This window comes from Deinococcus radiotolerans, from assembly GCF_014647435.1.
Taxonomy (GTDB): Bacteria; Deinococcota; Deinococci; order Deinococcales; family Deinococcaceae; genus Deinococcus; species Deinococcus radiotolerans.
On the sequence record NZ_BMPE01000001.1, the window covers coordinates 360,619 to 374,498 of the forward strand.

Sequence of the window (13,880 nt, forward strand, 5' to 3'; positions counted from 1 at the left end):
CTGGACGACGAAAATTGAACGAGCTCCTGAGAGGGCCAGGAAGGCCCCGGCAACACGCGCCGAGGGGTAAAGGACCTACCGGAACGCCTCAACCGCGTCGGCCAGATCATCCTCCGGGAGCTCTACGTACCGGCGGGTCGTATCCACCTGCTCGTGCCCCAGGAAACCCGCGACACGCGTGAAATCCTTGACCGCCGCGTACAGCTGAGTGCCCGCGTACTTCCGGCCCGCATGAAACCCCCGGAACTCATGCTCCCGACCGCACTTCAGGGCCACCCGCTGGAGGCGCTCGTACGCTGTGGAGTACGCCCGCCACGGCAGCACGAACCCCTGCACCGCCCCGACTGCGCGAAGCTCCTCCAGTGCCTCCCGGAGCCGCGCGCTCAGGGGCACCAGCCGCGCCTTGTCACCCTTGCCGTGCGCCACCAGCAGGCGCCGTCCCGATAGGTTCACGTGCGCCCATTCCACCGCCAGCGCCTCCGCGATCCGCAGGCCCGCGTGCGTGAGCAGCAGCAGCAGCGCCGCCTCGTGCGCGTCCGCCTCAGCCAGCATCGCCTGTACGAAATCCGCGCGGTACGGTGGGTTCTTCACCACACCCTTCGTGCGGTCCTTGGGGCGCTTCACGTCCGCGAACGGGTCGGCATCCGTCGCCCCGGCCCACCGCAGCGCGCGGTACAGCGCGCCTGCTGCCGCCACGCGCGCCTGGACCGTGGCGGGCTTCAGGCCCGACGTCGTGAGCCCGGCGACGTACAGGCCGGGCTCACGGCGCCCTGGGTGCAGCAGGTTCCAGGCGTTCGCAGACGCGTGCTCCAGCAGCACGCTCACGCCCTTGCGGTAGGCGCGCAGCGTGTGCGGACTGAGCTTCACGCCGGCGCTGGTGTCGCTGCTGAGGTACGCCAGGGTTAGGGCCCATAGATCGTCAGGGCTTTTGTCGCGGGCGGCGGTGATGGCCCGGACTCGCAGGGCCTCGTCGGTGAGTCCAGCCAGTGCCCGGGCCTGGGCCAGGCGGTCGCCAAGGTACGGGGTGAGGTCAGCCATGTGCGCCGATGATAACATGCCTTATCAACGGACCTCTAGATTGGGTCACCGTCGGACGCCGCAGCCGGAGCTCAGAACATCCGCTCCCGACGCGTGACTCCAAATCCGATCATGCCCAGCGCGAGGATCAGCGCCGGCCAGTTACCCACCCGGACATACAGTGTGGTTCCGCTCAGCAACATGGGCCGGACATCCAGCACCTGAAGCTGCTCGCCGCTCTGCACAAGCTGAACGGGTTGCCCCAGGTCATTCACCGCGCCCGCCACGCCGTTGTTCACGCTGCGCACCAGCCACCGCCGCGTCTCGATGGCGCGCACGCGGCCCATGTTGAAGTGCTGCTGCACGCCCCACCCCTTGTACCAGCCGTCGTTGCTGGGGTTCACGAGCACCTGCGCGCCCTGCGCGGCTAGCGCCCGGGCCACTCGGGGGAACACGCTGTCGTAGCAGATGTACGCGCCGTACAGAACGCCGTTCAGGCTCAGGGGTGTGGGGTTGAGGTTGCGGGGCATGGCGCCTAGACGGAAGCCTAGGGTGCGTTCCAGCAGGTTATAGATGGGCGTAAGAACGGGACGGAATGGGAACAGCTCGCCGAACGGGACAGGTTGAGCTTTGGCATTCACACTCTGGATTGCCCCTGCACTGCCCAGACTGGCGACCGTGTTGAACTCGCGGTACGTGCCGGGCTGCTTGATGGGGTCGGGGCCGGGTGAGGTGACCAGCTCGACACCCCCGATGCCACTGATGCCGGGACCGGGGAAATTGGGAACCAGCTGGCCGGGCTGGGGGCGGGTGTAGGGGAAGCTGACGGCCCCCTCGCTCCAGACGACGACGCTCCCATTGGGGCGGTTCAGGCTCGCGGCGCGCTGCTGCCGAAACTGCTGCTCGCCGCTGAGGTCACCGGTGGCCCGCGCGAAGGGGTCGAAGGTGACGCGCATGACGCGCATGGGCTGCTCGGGTCCGGTGCCGGGCGTGCGCGTCAGGCCGTACCCGAGGGCGAGTGCCCAGGCCGCGGCGGCGAGGAGGGCATGCGTGTATGGGCGTCTCCCCTGCTGCCGGCTTTCCATCCAGGTGTGGGCGAGGCTGGCGGCGGTGAACGTCACCAGGACGCTTCCAAGCAGGACGCCGCCCAGGTCCGCGACCTGAATGGCGGGGGTGGGCAGGAGCGTGTACCCCAGGGTGGGCCACGGGAACGCGAGTGGGCCGAGTTGACGCAGCCATTCCAGGATGACCCAGCTGCCGGCGAGCGTCCACATGCGCCCGGCGGGGGTTCGGGTGACGCTGGCTGCCAGGAACGCCATGATCGCCAGGAACGCGGCTTCCAGGGCGAACAGCAGCAGGGAGGCAGCGGCCAGGGGTGGGAAGCCTGGAATGAGGTTCAGGAGGAACGCGCCCAGCCACCAGAGGTGCAGGCCGAAGTACCCGAAGCCCACCCAGAAGGCCCGTCCGGCTGCCTGTCGGGGCGTGGACGCCGCGGCGATGAAGGGCAGAATGAGAGTGAGGGGCACGAACGCGGCGGCACTCCAGGGAAGTGGGAGGCCGCAGGCGGCGAGGAGCAGGCCGAGCAGGAGGCCGGTGGCGGGGGTGGGCATCGCCTTGCCACTATAGGGGCCCGTCGGGTGGGTTGCTTGGGTGTGCGGCGCCGTTTTGGTCTAGGATGAACGCACCTTGAGACTGGCGTTTATCAGTGACATTCACGGGAACATTCACGCGTTGACGGCGGTGAAGCGATTCCTGTCCGAAAACATCGTGAATCAGGTGATCGTGGTGGGTGACCTGGTCGGGTACGGCGCGAGCCCGGGCCCGGTGATTGACTTCGTGCGGCGTGAGGGCTGGACGGTGGGGCTGGGGTCCAGTGACATGCGCGTGTCGATGGACATGGGAGAACGGGCGGACCGAAAGGGCGTGGCGGATCAGGTGCTGAACTGGACGAAGAAGATGCTCACGCCGGATCAGGTGGATTTCCTGCGGCGCCTGCCGCCGGGTGGGCGGATCGTGACGCCGGTGGGTCGCGTGCGGTTTTTCCACGGGAGTCCGCATGATCCGGAGCAGCGCATGGACCTGATGGCGCCTGAGCGGGAGCTGGAGGCGCTGGCGGATTTGCTGGGGTCGCGCGTGGTGGTGGTCGGTGGGACGCACGTGCCGTTCATGCGGGTGATCGGGGACACGACGTTCGTGGATCCGGGCAGTGTGGGGTTGACGCTGAATCACGAGCCGGGAGCGGACGTGGTGATCGTGGACTGCGTGGGCCGCAAGCCGAAGGTGTCGCTGCACAAGGTGACGTACGATTTCGCGTCGAGTGCGTTTGACATCATGGCGTGGAATCTGCCGCCGGTGATTGCGGACGTGATCCGCACGGGCCGCATGGGCTGAGAAACAGTTCAGAGGGGAGGGCCCACCAGTGACTGGTGGGCCCTCCCCTGCCCCTGTTGGCACGGTTCCTGGGGTGAGGTCAGGCGGGAACGGCAATCTCCTGAGGCTCGTTCAGGGCGCTGAGGAACCGGTCGGCCAGGCCGCGTTCACCGAGGATGCGTTCCAGGGCGCGCATGAGGATCAGGTACGGGGCGGGGCGGGCCGTTTCGCCCATCAGGCCCAGGCGCCAGATGAGGCCGGCGGTAGGGCCGAGGCCGCCGGTGACGCTGATGTGCTGTTCGCGCAGGGCGGCGCGGACACCCGCGTCGTCGAAGCCCTCGGGAAGGCGCAGGGCCAGCACGGTGGGCAGGCGGTCCTCGGGACGGTGAACGTAGGGCGTGAAGCCCAGCGGGGCGAGGGTGGCCTGAATGGCCACGCCGACCTCCTGAACGCGTTGCTGGCGGGCTTCGAGGCCCTCGTCGAGCGCGGCGCGCAGGGCGGCGTGCAGGGCGTAGTGCAGGTTGACGGGCACGGTGTGGTGGTAGGAGTGATCCTCCCAGTAGTCGCGCAGGCCCTGGAAGTCGCAGTACCACAGGGGCGTGGGCGTGCGGCGGTCGGCGAATCGGGCCAGGGCGCGTTCGCTAATGGCGACAGGGGCGAGGCCGGGAGGGGCACTGAGGCACTTCTGCGCGCCGGTGTACGCGTAGTCCACACCCCACTGCGCCATGTGGAAGGGTTCCATGCCGGCGGTGGTGACCGCGTCCACCGTGAGGAGCGCGCCACTCTGGCGGACGAGCCGGGCGATCTCGGGGACGGGGTTCAGGACGCCGGTGCTGGTCTCACCGTGCACGACGGCGACCATCTTCGCGCCGTCGAGCTGCGCGGCCACGTCGTCCGGGTTGATGGCCTGCCCGAGGGGCGCGGTGACAAGGCGGACGTGGGCGCCGTAGCGGGCAGCCATCTCGGCCATGCGGCGGCCGAAGGAGCCGTTCGCGCAGACGAGGACGTCGTCGCCCGGCTCGACGAGGTTCGCGAAGCCGGCTTCCATGCCGAGGCTGCCAGTGCCGGCGAGCAGGGCGGTGAAGGTGTGGGCCTCGGTGCCGTACATGGCGCGCAGGTCCGCCTGGATCTCGCGGTTCAGGGCGAACACTTCGGGGTCCATGTGGCCGAGCATGGGGCGCGTGAGGGCCTGCATGGCCCGCGGATGGATGGGGGTGGGGCCGGGGGTCAGCAGGGTGTGCTCGGGGGTCGCGTCCAGCATGCCGGTCAGCGTACCGAATGGAGTGAGGAATAGCAATATAGTTGCGGCTGGCCGCTCTTCATCCTGTTTAGATTTTATTTTATTGCTATTTACTGGTAAGGAAGTTTAAAAAATTGTTCTTTCTGTCCCTGGGCGTGAAGCGTTATGGCGTTGCTTCTGGGGGAGTCCACAATTGTGTCAGCGCGCCGGGTCGTAGAGTGTCCGGCATGCCCAGCCACCCTCCCCTGCGCGCCGTCCTGTTCGACCGGGATGACACCATCGCCTTCACTGACCCCGGCGTGTACCGTGAGGCGGCCCTGTGGGGGCACGCGACCTTCGGCATTGACGCGCGTTCTTTCGGCGAGGCCCTCCGGGAGCAGTGGAACCGCCGCGCACTGGACTGGTGGGACCTGCGCACGCAGGAGCAGGAGGACACCTTCTGGCAGGCGTACGGGGATGAACTGGCGGGCACGCTCGGCCTGAACGGCGAGCAGACGGCGCAGCTCATGGCGACGTGGCCCTACGAGGCGTACATGAAGCCGGTGCCGAACGCACGGGCGGTGCTCACGGCGCTGCGTGCGCGCGGCCTGAAGGTGGGCGTGCTGAGCAACACCCTGCCCAGCATTGACCGGACCCTCCAAGCCGTGGGCCTGCACGACCTCGTGGATGTGGCTGTGGCCACCTGCGCGGTGGGCGTGCACAAGCCGGACGCGGGTGCGTACCTGCATGCGGCAGGCGCACTGGGCGTGCAGCCGGGCGAGGTGCTGTTCGTGGATGACAAGCAGGAGAACGTGGAGGCCGCGGTGGCGGTGGGCATGCACGCGCGCCTGATTGACCTGAGCGGTCAGGCACCAGGCGCCCTGCATGACCTGACGCAGGTGCTGGGCCTCGTGGATGAGCTGGTGGCCGCGTGCTGATCGACGGGCACCTCGATCTGGCGTTCAACGCCCTGAATGGACGGGACCTGACCCTCCCGCTGGAGGGCCTGCGGGCAGGTGATCCTGTCAGGGATGAAACGGCGACCGTCAGTCTGCCCGAACTGCGCCGCGCGGACCTGCGCGTGTGTTTCGGCACGCTGTTCGCTCTGCCGCATGGTGCAGGCAGCCCCGGGGGGTACAGTGACCACGCGGGGGCACGGGCGCAGGCGCTGGCGCAACTGGACGTGTACCTCCGCTGGGAAGACCAGGGCCTGATCCGTCTGCTTCACTCGCGTGAGGCTGTGGCCGTGCACCTGGATGGTCCCGGGGACGCGCCGCTGGGCGTGGTGCTGCTGATGGAGGGCGCCGATCCCATCCGCGACGCGGGCGACCTGCCCTTCTGGGTGGAGCGGGGCGTGCGGGTGGTCGGCCCGGCGTGGGGCCGCACGCGGTTTGCGGGTGGGACGGGCGCGCCGGGGCCGCTCACGCCGGAGGGCCGGGAGCTGGTGCAGGCGATGCGGGACCTGGGCGTCACGCTGGACGCCTCGCATCTGGATGACGCGTCGTTCTGGGAGGCCATGGAGGTCGGCCCGCAGGTGATCGCCACGCACGCCAACAGCCGCGCGCTGGTGCCCGGCAACCGCCACCTGACGGACGACATGGTCCGCGCGGTGGCGCAGGCGGGCGGGATGATCGGGCTGGTGTTCCTGAACCGCTTCATCCGCCCCCTGCCGGAGGGGAGCCTGGACGCCGTGCCGCTGGGCGAGCTGGCCGCGCACGCCCGGCACTACGCGGCGCTGGTCGGCTGGGAGCACGTCGCGCTGGGCACGGACCTGGACGGCGGGTTCGGCGCGGAGAAAACGCCGCAGGGCGTGGGCCGCTACACGGACGTCCACGCCCTGTTCAGTGAGCTTCCCCCTGAGGCGCGGGAGGGCGTGGCGTGGGGCAACTGGGCCCGCTGGCTCACGCGCCGGCTGTAGGGGTTACTTGATGGTCTTCTGCATGGCCTTGACGGCCGTGTCGAGCAGCGCCGCGTAGTTCTGCGCGGGTTTCTGGACGCTGGCGTCCACGGCGGAACTCCAGGGACCCCACACCTGCCCCATCTCGGGCACGTTGGGCATGGGGGTGCCGCCGCTGATGACGCGGCCGAAGCCCGCCACGACCGGGTTGCTGGCCAGCCGGGTGCGGACGCTGAGGTTGACGGGGATGCGTCCGCCCGCCTGGTTGAAGGACAGCTGCGCGACGCTGGTCACGAGCCCCTCGGCGAAGGCAGTGGCCAGAGGTTTTTGCTTGCCGTAGGCGTTCAGCACGACGCCCTGCACGCCCACGAAGGGGCTCCACTTGCCGGTCGCGCCGGGAGGGGTGGGGAAGGCGGTGATGCCGTAGTTGATGCCGGCCTTCTTGATGTCGCCCATGTCCCAGGGGCCGGTGACGATCATGGCCGCCTGGCCCTTCAGGAACGCAGCCTTGACCTTGTCGCCCGTCGTGCCGGCGGGGACGAGCTTGTCCTTGAAACGCAGGTCGTTCATGAAGGCCAGGGCCTTGCGGGCGCCGGCGTTGTTCAGGCCGATATCGTGCACGTCTAGCGTGCCGGTGCCGCCGAACACGTACGCGCCGTACGCGCTGAAGAAGCCGTAGTTCATGTAGGCGTTGCTCAGGTCGGTCAGGAAGCCGTAGCGGCCTGCGCTGGCGTCGGTGTTCTTCTTCGCGGCGCGCAGGAAGTCCGCGTAGGTGGCGGGGGCGGTCGGGACCAGTTTCTTGTTGTACACGAGGGCGACGCTCTCGGCGAACATGGGCAGGCCGTACAGCTGGCCGCCGACGGTCAGGGCGCGCAGCGTGGTGGGGTCGAACTCGATGCGGCGGCTGCTGGTGATGGGTTCGATCACGTGCGCCTGGGCGAGCTGCCCGATGCGGTCCTGTGGGAGGGTGACGATGACGTCGGGGCCTTTCCCCTGCTTGGCGGTTTTCAGGAGCTGATCGACGATCTTGTCCATGGGGACGGTCACGAGGTTGACCGTGTTGCCGCTCAGGCGGCTGTAGATGTTGACCTGGCTCTTGAGCCAGGCGACCTCGGCGGCGTCGTTGAAGTGCGTCCAGACGGTCAGGGTGGCGGCGTTGGCGCTGCCAGCCAGCGCGAGGGCCAGAAGGGTGAGGCGTCGTTTCATGTGGTCTCCGTGGGCGGCACAGTTGCGCCCCGGACGGCCCACACCGATTTGGAAACGTTTCCAATTCCGGCTGGGAGCCGCCCTGATCTGAAAGTGGAACTGCCCCGCAGTATTCCGCCCAGAACCCGCAACGGACGTGAAAAAAGCCGCACCGCACGCCCCCCGGCGGATGGAACCACCACCACCCCCGCCGGGGGAACACCTGGCGTAGGCTAGGGCCCATGACGTTACCCGACCCCCGCACCCACGCGCGCGACCCACACATGAACGTCGCCGAGGACGCCCTGCGCGGCCACCTGCCCGAACCCGGGTGGCGCTTCGTGGCCCCCACCCCCGCCCACACCGGCCCCGCCCGCCTGAGCCTGCGCGCCCAACCCGACGCCGACGCGCCCCAGGTGACCGAAGCCCTCCCCGGTGAGGACCTGGAACTGTTGTGGGAGAACGCCGACGGCTGGGCGTACGTCCGCACCACCCAGGACCGTTACCTGGGCTGGGCCCGCGCAGCCGGCCTGCAGGCGCGCCCCTGGCAGCCGGACCTGACCGTCACCGCCCGCCGCGCCCACGCCTACGCCGGGCCGAAGATCAGCCAGCCCATCCGCGCCGAACTCGCCCACGGCGCGAAGCTCGCCCGGGGCGCCGGCGAGGTCGTCACCGAGCATCATCGCCGCTGGGTGCCGGTCATGCTGCCGGGCGGAACGGACGCCTGGGTGCAGGAGGTGACCCTCGCCCCCCTGGACACCGACCTGCTGACGTTCGCCCTGGGCTTCCTGGACACGCCCTACGTGTGGGGTGGGCGCAGCGCCTGGGGCCTGGACTGCTCCGGCCTGACCCAGGTTGTGTACGGCGCGTTCGGCCGCCACCTGCCGCGTGACGCGGACCAGCAGCAGGCGTTCCTCACCCCGGTCAGCGAACCGCAGCCCGGCGACCTGGCCTTCTTCCCTGGCCACGTCGGCCTGATGCTGGACGGACAGCGTCTGCTGCACGCGAACGCCACGCACATGCGCGTCACGGTCGAGACGCTCGGCGAGGGCGAATACGGCACCCGCCTCCAGTCGGACCTCAGCGGCTTCGGACGGTGGACGCAGTGACCGCCCCCTCCCCCACGGTCACCTGGGAGACACTGGACCTGCACACCGCGCAGCCCTTCGGCATTGCCCGCTGGACGCACAGCGTCTACCCCCGCACCATCGTCACCCTAACCCATGAGGGCCACACTGGGCGGGGTGAGGCTGCCCCGAACGCCTTCTACGGCGAGACGCGCGGCACCGTCGAGGCCATCCTGCCCCTCCTGGCCCAGGCGGTCGAGGAGCCCTGGGACTGGGACGGGCTGGACGCCCGCCTGTCCGCCCGCATGCCGTACGACCACCCCAGCGTGAAGTGCGCCCTGGAGATGGCCGCCGTCGAGTGGTGCGCCGCGCGCGCCGGCGTGCCCGTGTGGCAGCTGCTGGGCCTGAGCCCCGCGCCCCTCCCCGAGAGCAGTTACACCGTCAGCATTGCCGAGCTGGACGACATGCGCCGGCAGGCGCGTGAGGCCGCCGCCCGCGGGCACGGCGTCCTGAAGGTCAAGCTGGGCACCGACCGAGATGAGGCCATCATCGCCGCGCTGCGCGAGGAAGCCCCACACGTCCGCCTGCGCGTGGACGCCAACGCCGCCTGGACCCGCACCCAGGCCCGCCGGATGCTCGGCGTGCTGGAAGCCGCCAGGGTGGAATTCGTCGAGCAGCCCCTCGCTGCCGGGGACCTGGACGGACACGCCGCGCTGCGCGCGGTGGCCGGAGTCCCCATCGTCGCGGACGAGAGCCTGCACCACGTCACCGACGTCATCGCGCTGGCCCGCGCATTCGACGGCGTGAACCTCAAGCTCGCCAAGCTGGGCGGGCCCCTTCAGGCGCTGCGCGCCCTGCGGCTGGCCCGCGCGCACGGGATGTCCGTCATGATGGGCTGCATGATCGAGAGCAGCCTCGGGATCGCCGCCGCCGCGCACCTCGCGGGCGCGTGCGACTGGGCCGACCTGGACGGCGCGCTGCTCCTCGCAGACGATCCGTTCAGCGGTCTGGACTGGCAGGCCGGGCACCTCGCGCGCCCCACGGGCCCCGGCTGGGGCGTGGAGCGGCGCGCCCCATGACCATCCGCGTGGCGATCGTCGGGGCGGGCAACCGCGGCGGAGACGCGTACGCCCGCCTGCTCGCGCAGCACGGTGCGCAGGTCACGCACGTCGTGGACGCCCGCCCCGCCCGCCTCCGCGAGGTCGCCGCGCGGCACGACATTCCCACTGGAAGGCAGTTCACCGACCCGGACGCCTTCTTCGCCCTGGGTCGCGTGGCCGACGCGGTCGTGCTCGCCACCCCCGACGACCAGCACGTCCGGCCCTGCGTCCAGGCACTTGCCCTCGGCTACGACGTCCTCCTGGAAAAACCCATCTGCCTGAACGAAGCCGAACTCGACCTGCTCCAGGCGGCCGAGGCCACCAGCACCGGGCGGGTCACGGTCTGCCACGTCCTGCGCGCCGCCCCCTTCTTCCAGGAGGTGCGGCGCGTACTGGACAGCGGCGCGCTGGGCACCCTGATCGGCATTCAACACGCCGAGAACGTCGCCCACTGGCACTACGCGCACTCCTACGTGCGTGGCAACTGGCGCGCGGCCCCACCCGCCGCGCCATTTATTCTCGCCAAGAGCTGTCACGACCTCGACCTTCTCCGCGCGTTCGCCGGTAGCTCCCCGGCACGGGTCAGCAGCGAGGGCGACCTGCATCACTTCCGCCCAGAGCACGCTCCACCCGGCGCGAGCCCACGCTGCGTCACCTGCCCTGTCCCGGACTGCCCGTCCGACGCGCGGCGCATCTACCTCACCCGCGACCCCCACAGCTGGCCGGTCACCGTCCTCACCGCCGGCGGCACCAGCCTGGACGACGCGCTCCGCCACGGACCCTACGGTGAATGCGTGTACCTGGGCCTCAACAACGTCGTGGATCATCAGGCCGTCACCGTCCAGTTCCGGAACGGCGTCACCGCGCAGCTCACCGTCAGTGCCTTCACACACAACAACACCCGCACGCTGAAACTCCTGGGCACCCACGGCGAACTACGCGGCCACATGGACCACCACGAACTCGAACTCCACGACTTCCGCACCGGCCAGAGCCGACGCTGGCGGGTGAACGCCAACGGCAACCACGGCGGCGGGGACGACGGCCTCATCCAGGCTTGGCTGGCCAGCCTGCGTGGCGAGACACTCCCACCGACACCCCTCACGGAGTCCCTGGACTCTCACCGCATGGCGTTCGCCGCAGAGCGAGCCCGGACCAGAAGGACCATTGAGATGCTGTGAGATGGCAAGGAGTAGTGTCTCACTTCACTCTAAATCACCAAGTGAAAGTATTCACGATTAATCCAACTCGTGATCGAATTGTTTGCTTGTATTGACGTTGCCTGATCAAACCAGGTTCCAGGCACCACCCATGCGCTCAATGACGACATACTCGGCATTGGTCAGCATGAACGACCCGTCCTGCCACACGGCGCGGACGTCCCGACCCAGAAGGTGCGCCAGTGCAATTCTGATGATGCCACCGTGCGACACCAGCGCTGCATCCTCAGCGGGCAGTCCATTCACGTCCGCTGCGAATCGGGCGGCGATCTCCCGGAACGTCTCGCCGCCCCGGAAGCCTAGTTCACCCCCGCCGAGCTCCAGACGTTCCGGATGCTGACGCAGCGCCGAGTACGGCTCACCCACCCACTCGCCGCAGTCCACCTCGTGGATGCCGGGCAGGACGGTAACCGGCACGCCCAGGCGCTCGGCCAGGGGGCGTGCCGTCTGCTGCGCGCGGCGGTAGCGGCTGGCGTACACCGCCTGTGGACGCGGCTCTCCCCCGCTCACCTGCTCGGCCATGGCCTGCGCCTGGGCGTGCCCGGTGTCGGTGATCTCGTCGTTCGCGCTGCTTGCACCGCGCAGGATGCCCGCCTGATTGCCTTTCGTCTCGCCGTGCCGGATGATCCACAGTCGCATGCGCCCAACTCTAGCGGGCGCATGCGACTGTGAACTGCGGGGAATCAGGCGGTCAGGGCGTCGCGCACGGCCTGCGTGACAGGCGTGGTGGGCCGGCCAATCAGTCGGCTGAGGTCGCGCCGGTCGGTGGCGAGTTCGCCCCGGGTGATGCCCGTATCACTGTCGGCCAGCACGTGCGCGAAGCCCTCGGGCAAGCCGAACCCGGCGAGGGTGCGGGCGTATTCGTCGGCGCTGAGGTTGTGGTACGCGACGGACTGGCCACTCTGGCGGGCCACCTCGGCGGCGAGGTCACCCAGGGTGACGGCCTCATCCCCGGCGAGTTCGTAGGTCTGGCCCGCGTGCCCGTCGGTGCTCAGGACGGCGGCGGCGGCCTCCGCGTAGTCCTGGCGGGGTGCGGGTTGCAACGCGTGGTCCCCGGCGGCCCCCAGGATCGCGCCGTTCTTGACGGCCCCCTTGAGGTCGTAGTTCTCGGTGTACCAGCCGTTGCGCAGCAGGGTGAACGGCACGCCGGACTCGCGCAGGAGCGTTTCGGTGGCTTGGTGATCGCCGGCGAGGATCATGCCGCTGCGGTCCGCGTTCAGGATGCTGGTGTACGCGATGAGGTCCACGCCAGCTTCGCGGGCGGCCTCGATGACGTTGCGGTGCTGGCCCAAGCGGTCGTCGAAGTCGTTGCTGGAGATCAGCAGCAGGCGGTTCACGCCGGTCAGCGCGGCGCGCAGGCTGTCGGGCTGTTTGTAGTCTGCCTGGCGCACCTGGATGCCCTGGGCGGCGAGGTCGCTGGCCTTGGCCGGGTCGCGGACGAGGGTGACGAGGCTCCCGGCGGGCACGCCGCGCCTAAGCAGGGCCTGGAGGGTGAGGTGGCCGAGGTGGCCGGTCGCTCCGGTGACGGCAATGGTGGGGGTGGGCATGGTGGGGCTCCTTGTGAGGTGAGAGGCGAGGACTCGTAAGCGTTTTACTTACATGTTGGGCAGAGGACTGTCAGCCTGCGCGTGCAGCCAGGTCCCCCAGCACGTCCGCAATGGTCGTGCTGGCCAGTTCGGCTTCCATCGCGGCCTGCGCGCACCCGAAGCGGGCTTCCAGGGTGGCCTGGATGTTCGCCCCGACCGGGCAGGCCGGGTGCGGATGCTCGTGCAGGCGGAACACGCTGGCCTCGCCGTTCACGGCGCGGTACACGTCCAGCAGCGTGATGTCCTGGGGGTCGCGGGTCAGCCGCGCGCCACTGACGCCCTGCTGGGTGACCAGCAGATCCGCGCGACGCAACAGGCCCGTGACGGTGCGGATCACGACCGGATTGGTGCCCACGCTGTCAGCGATCTCGGCCGAACTGGAGTGGTCGGGGAACTGGCTGATGATGCTGAGCACATGCACCGCCACGGCGTACTGACTGTTCATGCACTCACCTCCACCAACATGTCATAAATTTACTTACAGGTGGTGGGAAAGTCAAGGGCGGGGTCTCCCCCACCCCGCCGGACTCAGCGGCCCAGCCGCACCGAGACCACCGTGCTGTCCGCGAACGGCTGAACATTCACCGCGCGCCCCACATCGACCAGGAACGCGTTCCAGCCGCGCTTCAACCCCGCCTGGAAGCCCTTGCTGGCCGTCACGCTCACGTCCGTATTCACCCACACCACGAACAGGTTCGCGCCGCGCACATCCGCCATGACCTCGCGCAGCGGCTCGTTCTCATCGCGGCGGCCATTGTTGTTCTGATCGCGGTACGTGAACAGCTTCAGTTCCGCCACCTGCGCCTGCCCCGTCACCTGCACCGGGTCGATCACGCCAGGCCAGTTCACGTTTTGCGGCGTCAACGCCACCTGCGCCCGCGCGGAGGGCGCGGTCGTCGGCAGTTCCAGGCTGAACTGCCCCTTCTCCACCGGGACGCTGCTGACCTCCTGCACCACCTGCCCGAACGGCGTCACGACCACGCCCGCCACGCGCAGATCGGGCGGCAGGTTCCCCCCGGCGACCGCGCCGCGCACCGTGAGGGCGTCAGCGGCACCGGCAGCCAGCAGAACCAGGGAAGTGGCGAGTGTGAAGGTCTTCATACGTCCAGTCTACGCGCAGGACTGACGCCCATGTGACCATGGGTGACGATCACTGTTCACGCCACTCTCACGCCACCTGTGAGCCGGATGAGGGGAACCCAGCTCTGGGACCGCCTCG

Annotated in this window: 14 protein-coding genes; 6 read left to right on the forward strand and 8 right to left on the reverse strand. The window is 69.3% G+C overall.

Going from position 1 to position 13,880, the window contains the following annotated elements; translation table 11 throughout:
• Positions 1 to 75: 75 nt before the first annotated feature.
• Together IEY63_RS01745 and lnt are read right to left on the reverse strand one after the other, a co-directional pair.
• Positions 76 to 1,038 carry a tyrosine-type recombinase/integrase gene (locus tag IEY63_RS01745; RefSeq protein WP_189067239.1) on the reverse strand — a complete coding sequence of 321 codons (963 nt, stop codon included), beginning with the start codon at positions 1,036 to 1,038 and terminating at the stop codon, positions 76 to 78.
• 71 nt (positions 1,039 to 1,109) lie between these two features.
• Positions 1,110 to 2,627, reverse strand: coding sequence for an apolipoprotein N-acyltransferase (gene lnt, locus IEY63_RS01750; protein ID WP_189067240.1), 1,518 nt, complete (start codon positions 2,625 to 2,627; stop codon positions 1,110 to 1,112).
• 76 nt (positions 2,628 to 2,703) lie between these two features.
• On the opposite strand from lnt, the gene IEY63_RS01755 reads away from it, so the two are divergent.
• Entirely contained in the window at positions 2,704 to 3,408 is a 705-nt protein-coding gene (locus tag IEY63_RS01755) for a metallophosphoesterase family protein (RefSeq protein WP_189067241.1), read from the forward strand.
• 79 nt (positions 3,409 to 3,487) lie between these two features.
• On the opposite strand, the gene IEY63_RS01760 is transcribed toward IEY63_RS01755, so the two are convergent.
• Positions 3,488 to 4,648, reverse strand: coding sequence for an alanine--glyoxylate aminotransferase family protein (locus IEY63_RS01760; RefSeq protein WP_189067242.1), 1,161 nt, complete (start codon positions 4,646 to 4,648; stop codon positions 3,488 to 3,490).
• A gap of 206 nt (positions 4,649 to 4,854) precedes the next feature.
• Between IEY63_RS01760 and IEY63_RS01765 the strand changes: the two genes are divergently transcribed.
• Together IEY63_RS01765 and IEY63_RS01770 are read left to right on the forward strand one after the other, a co-directional pair.
• A complete protein-coding gene (locus IEY63_RS01765) occupies positions 4,855 to 5,544 on the forward strand; it encodes an HAD family hydrolase (protein WP_189067243.1) in 690 nt (229 codons plus the stop codon).
• Positions 5,538 to 6,524, forward strand: a complete 987-nt coding sequence (locus IEY63_RS01770) for a dipeptidase (RefSeq protein ID WP_189067244.1) — start codon at positions 5,538 to 5,540, stop codon at positions 6,522 to 6,524. The genes IEY63_RS01765 and IEY63_RS01770 overlap by 7 nt, the downstream gene beginning before the upstream one ends.
• 3 nt (positions 6,525 to 6,527) lie before the next feature.
• Here the strand turns inward: IEY63_RS01770 and IEY63_RS01775 are convergent, their stop codons facing one another.
• Entirely contained in the window at positions 6,528 to 7,709 is a 1,182-nt protein-coding gene (locus tag IEY63_RS01775; RefSeq protein ID WP_189067245.1) for a sugar ABC transporter substrate-binding protein, read from the reverse strand.
• A 221-nt stretch (positions 7,710 to 7,930) separates the two neighbouring features.
• On the opposite strand from IEY63_RS01775, the gene IEY63_RS01780 reads away from it, so the two are divergent.
• The 3 genes from IEY63_RS01780 to IEY63_RS01790 are packed head-to-tail and all read left to right on the forward strand — an operon-like array spanning position 7,931 to position 11,036.
• Positions 7,931 to 8,797 (forward strand): C40 family peptidase, encoded by an 867-nt coding sequence (locus tag IEY63_RS01780; RefSeq protein ID WP_189067246.1) that lies wholly within the window; start codon positions 7,931 to 7,933, stop codon positions 8,795 to 8,797.
• Positions 8,794 to 9,834, forward strand: a complete 1,041-nt coding sequence (locus IEY63_RS01785; protein WP_189067247.1) for a dipeptide epimerase — start codon at positions 8,794 to 8,796, stop codon at positions 9,832 to 9,834. Before IEY63_RS01780 ends, IEY63_RS01785 begins: the two co-directional genes overlap by 4 nt.
• On the forward strand, positions 9,831 to 11,036 hold the full coding sequence (locus IEY63_RS01790; protein WP_189067248.1) for a Gfo/Idh/MocA family protein: 1,206 nt from the start codon (positions 9,831 to 9,833) through the stop codon (positions 11,034 to 11,036). The genes IEY63_RS01785 and IEY63_RS01790 overlap by 4 nt, the downstream gene beginning before the upstream one ends.
• A gap of 105 nt (positions 11,037 to 11,141) precedes the next feature.
• Here the strand turns inward: IEY63_RS01790 and IEY63_RS01795 are convergent, their stop codons facing one another.
• From IEY63_RS01795 to IEY63_RS01810, 4 genes are all read right to left on the reverse strand, one after another.
• Positions 11,142 to 11,714, reverse strand: a complete 573-nt coding sequence (locus IEY63_RS01795) for a histidine phosphatase family protein (protein WP_189067249.1) — start codon at positions 11,712 to 11,714, stop codon at positions 11,142 to 11,144.
• A gap of 44 nt (positions 11,715 to 11,758) precedes the next feature.
• Positions 11,759 to 12,622, reverse strand: coding sequence for an SDR family oxidoreductase (locus tag IEY63_RS01800; RefSeq protein ID WP_189067250.1), 864 nt, complete (start codon positions 12,620 to 12,622; stop codon positions 11,759 to 11,761).
• 70 nt (positions 12,623 to 12,692) lie between these two features.
• Entirely contained in the window at positions 12,693 to 13,106 is a 414-nt protein-coding gene (locus tag IEY63_RS01805; protein ID WP_189067251.1) for an Rrf2 family transcriptional regulator, read from the reverse strand.
• 83 nt (positions 13,107 to 13,189) lie between these two features.
• Positions 13,190 to 13,762, reverse strand: a complete 573-nt coding sequence (locus IEY63_RS01810) for a hypothetical protein (protein WP_189067252.1) — start codon at positions 13,760 to 13,762, stop codon at positions 13,190 to 13,192.
• Between the last annotated feature and the right edge of the window lie 118 nt (positions 13,763 to 13,880).

Bases quoted from the DNA above. Each gene is read 5' to 3' on its own strand.
- IEY63_RS01775 (WP_189067245.1), bottom strand. From the start codon at position 7,709: ATGAAACGACGCCTCACCCTTCTGGCCCTCGCGCTGGCTGGCAGCGCC.
- IEY63_RS01800 (WP_189067250.1), bottom strand. From the start codon at position 12,622: ATGCCCACCCCCACCATTGCCGTCACCGGAGCGACCGGCCACCTCGGC.
- IEY63_RS01795 (WP_189067249.1), bottom strand. From the start codon at position 11,714: ATGCGACTGTGGATCATCCGGCACGGCGAGACGAAAGGCAATCAGGCG.
- IEY63_RS01780 (WP_189067246.1), top strand. From the start codon at position 7,931: ATGACGTTACCCGACCCCCGCACCCACGCGCGCGACCCACACATGAAC.
- IEY63_RS01810 (WP_189067252.1), bottom strand. From the start codon at position 13,762: ATGAAGACCTTCACACTCGCCACTTCCCTGGTTCTGCTGGCTGCCGGT.
- IEY63_RS01745 (WP_189067239.1), bottom strand. From the start codon at position 1,038: ATGGCTGACCTCACCCCGTACCTTGGCGACCGCCTGGCCCAGGCCCGG.
- IEY63_RS01760 (WP_189067242.1), bottom strand. From the start codon at position 4,648: ATGCTGGACGCGACCCCCGAGCACACCCTGCTGACCCCCGGCCCCACC.
- lnt (WP_189067240.1), bottom strand. From the start codon at position 2,627: ATGCCCACCCCCGCCACCGGCCTCCTGCTCGGCCTGCTCCTCGCCGCC.
- IEY63_RS01765 (WP_189067243.1), top strand. From the start codon at position 4,855: ATGCCCAGCCACCCTCCCCTGCGCGCCGTCCTGTTCGACCGGGATGAC.
- IEY63_RS01790 (WP_189067248.1), top strand. From the start codon at position 9,831: ATGACCATCCGCGTGGCGATCGTCGGGGCGGGCAACCGCGGCGGAGAC.
- IEY63_RS01805 (WP_189067251.1), bottom strand. From the start codon at position 13,106: ATGAACAGTCAGTACGCCGTGGCGGTGCATGTGCTCAGCATCATCAGC.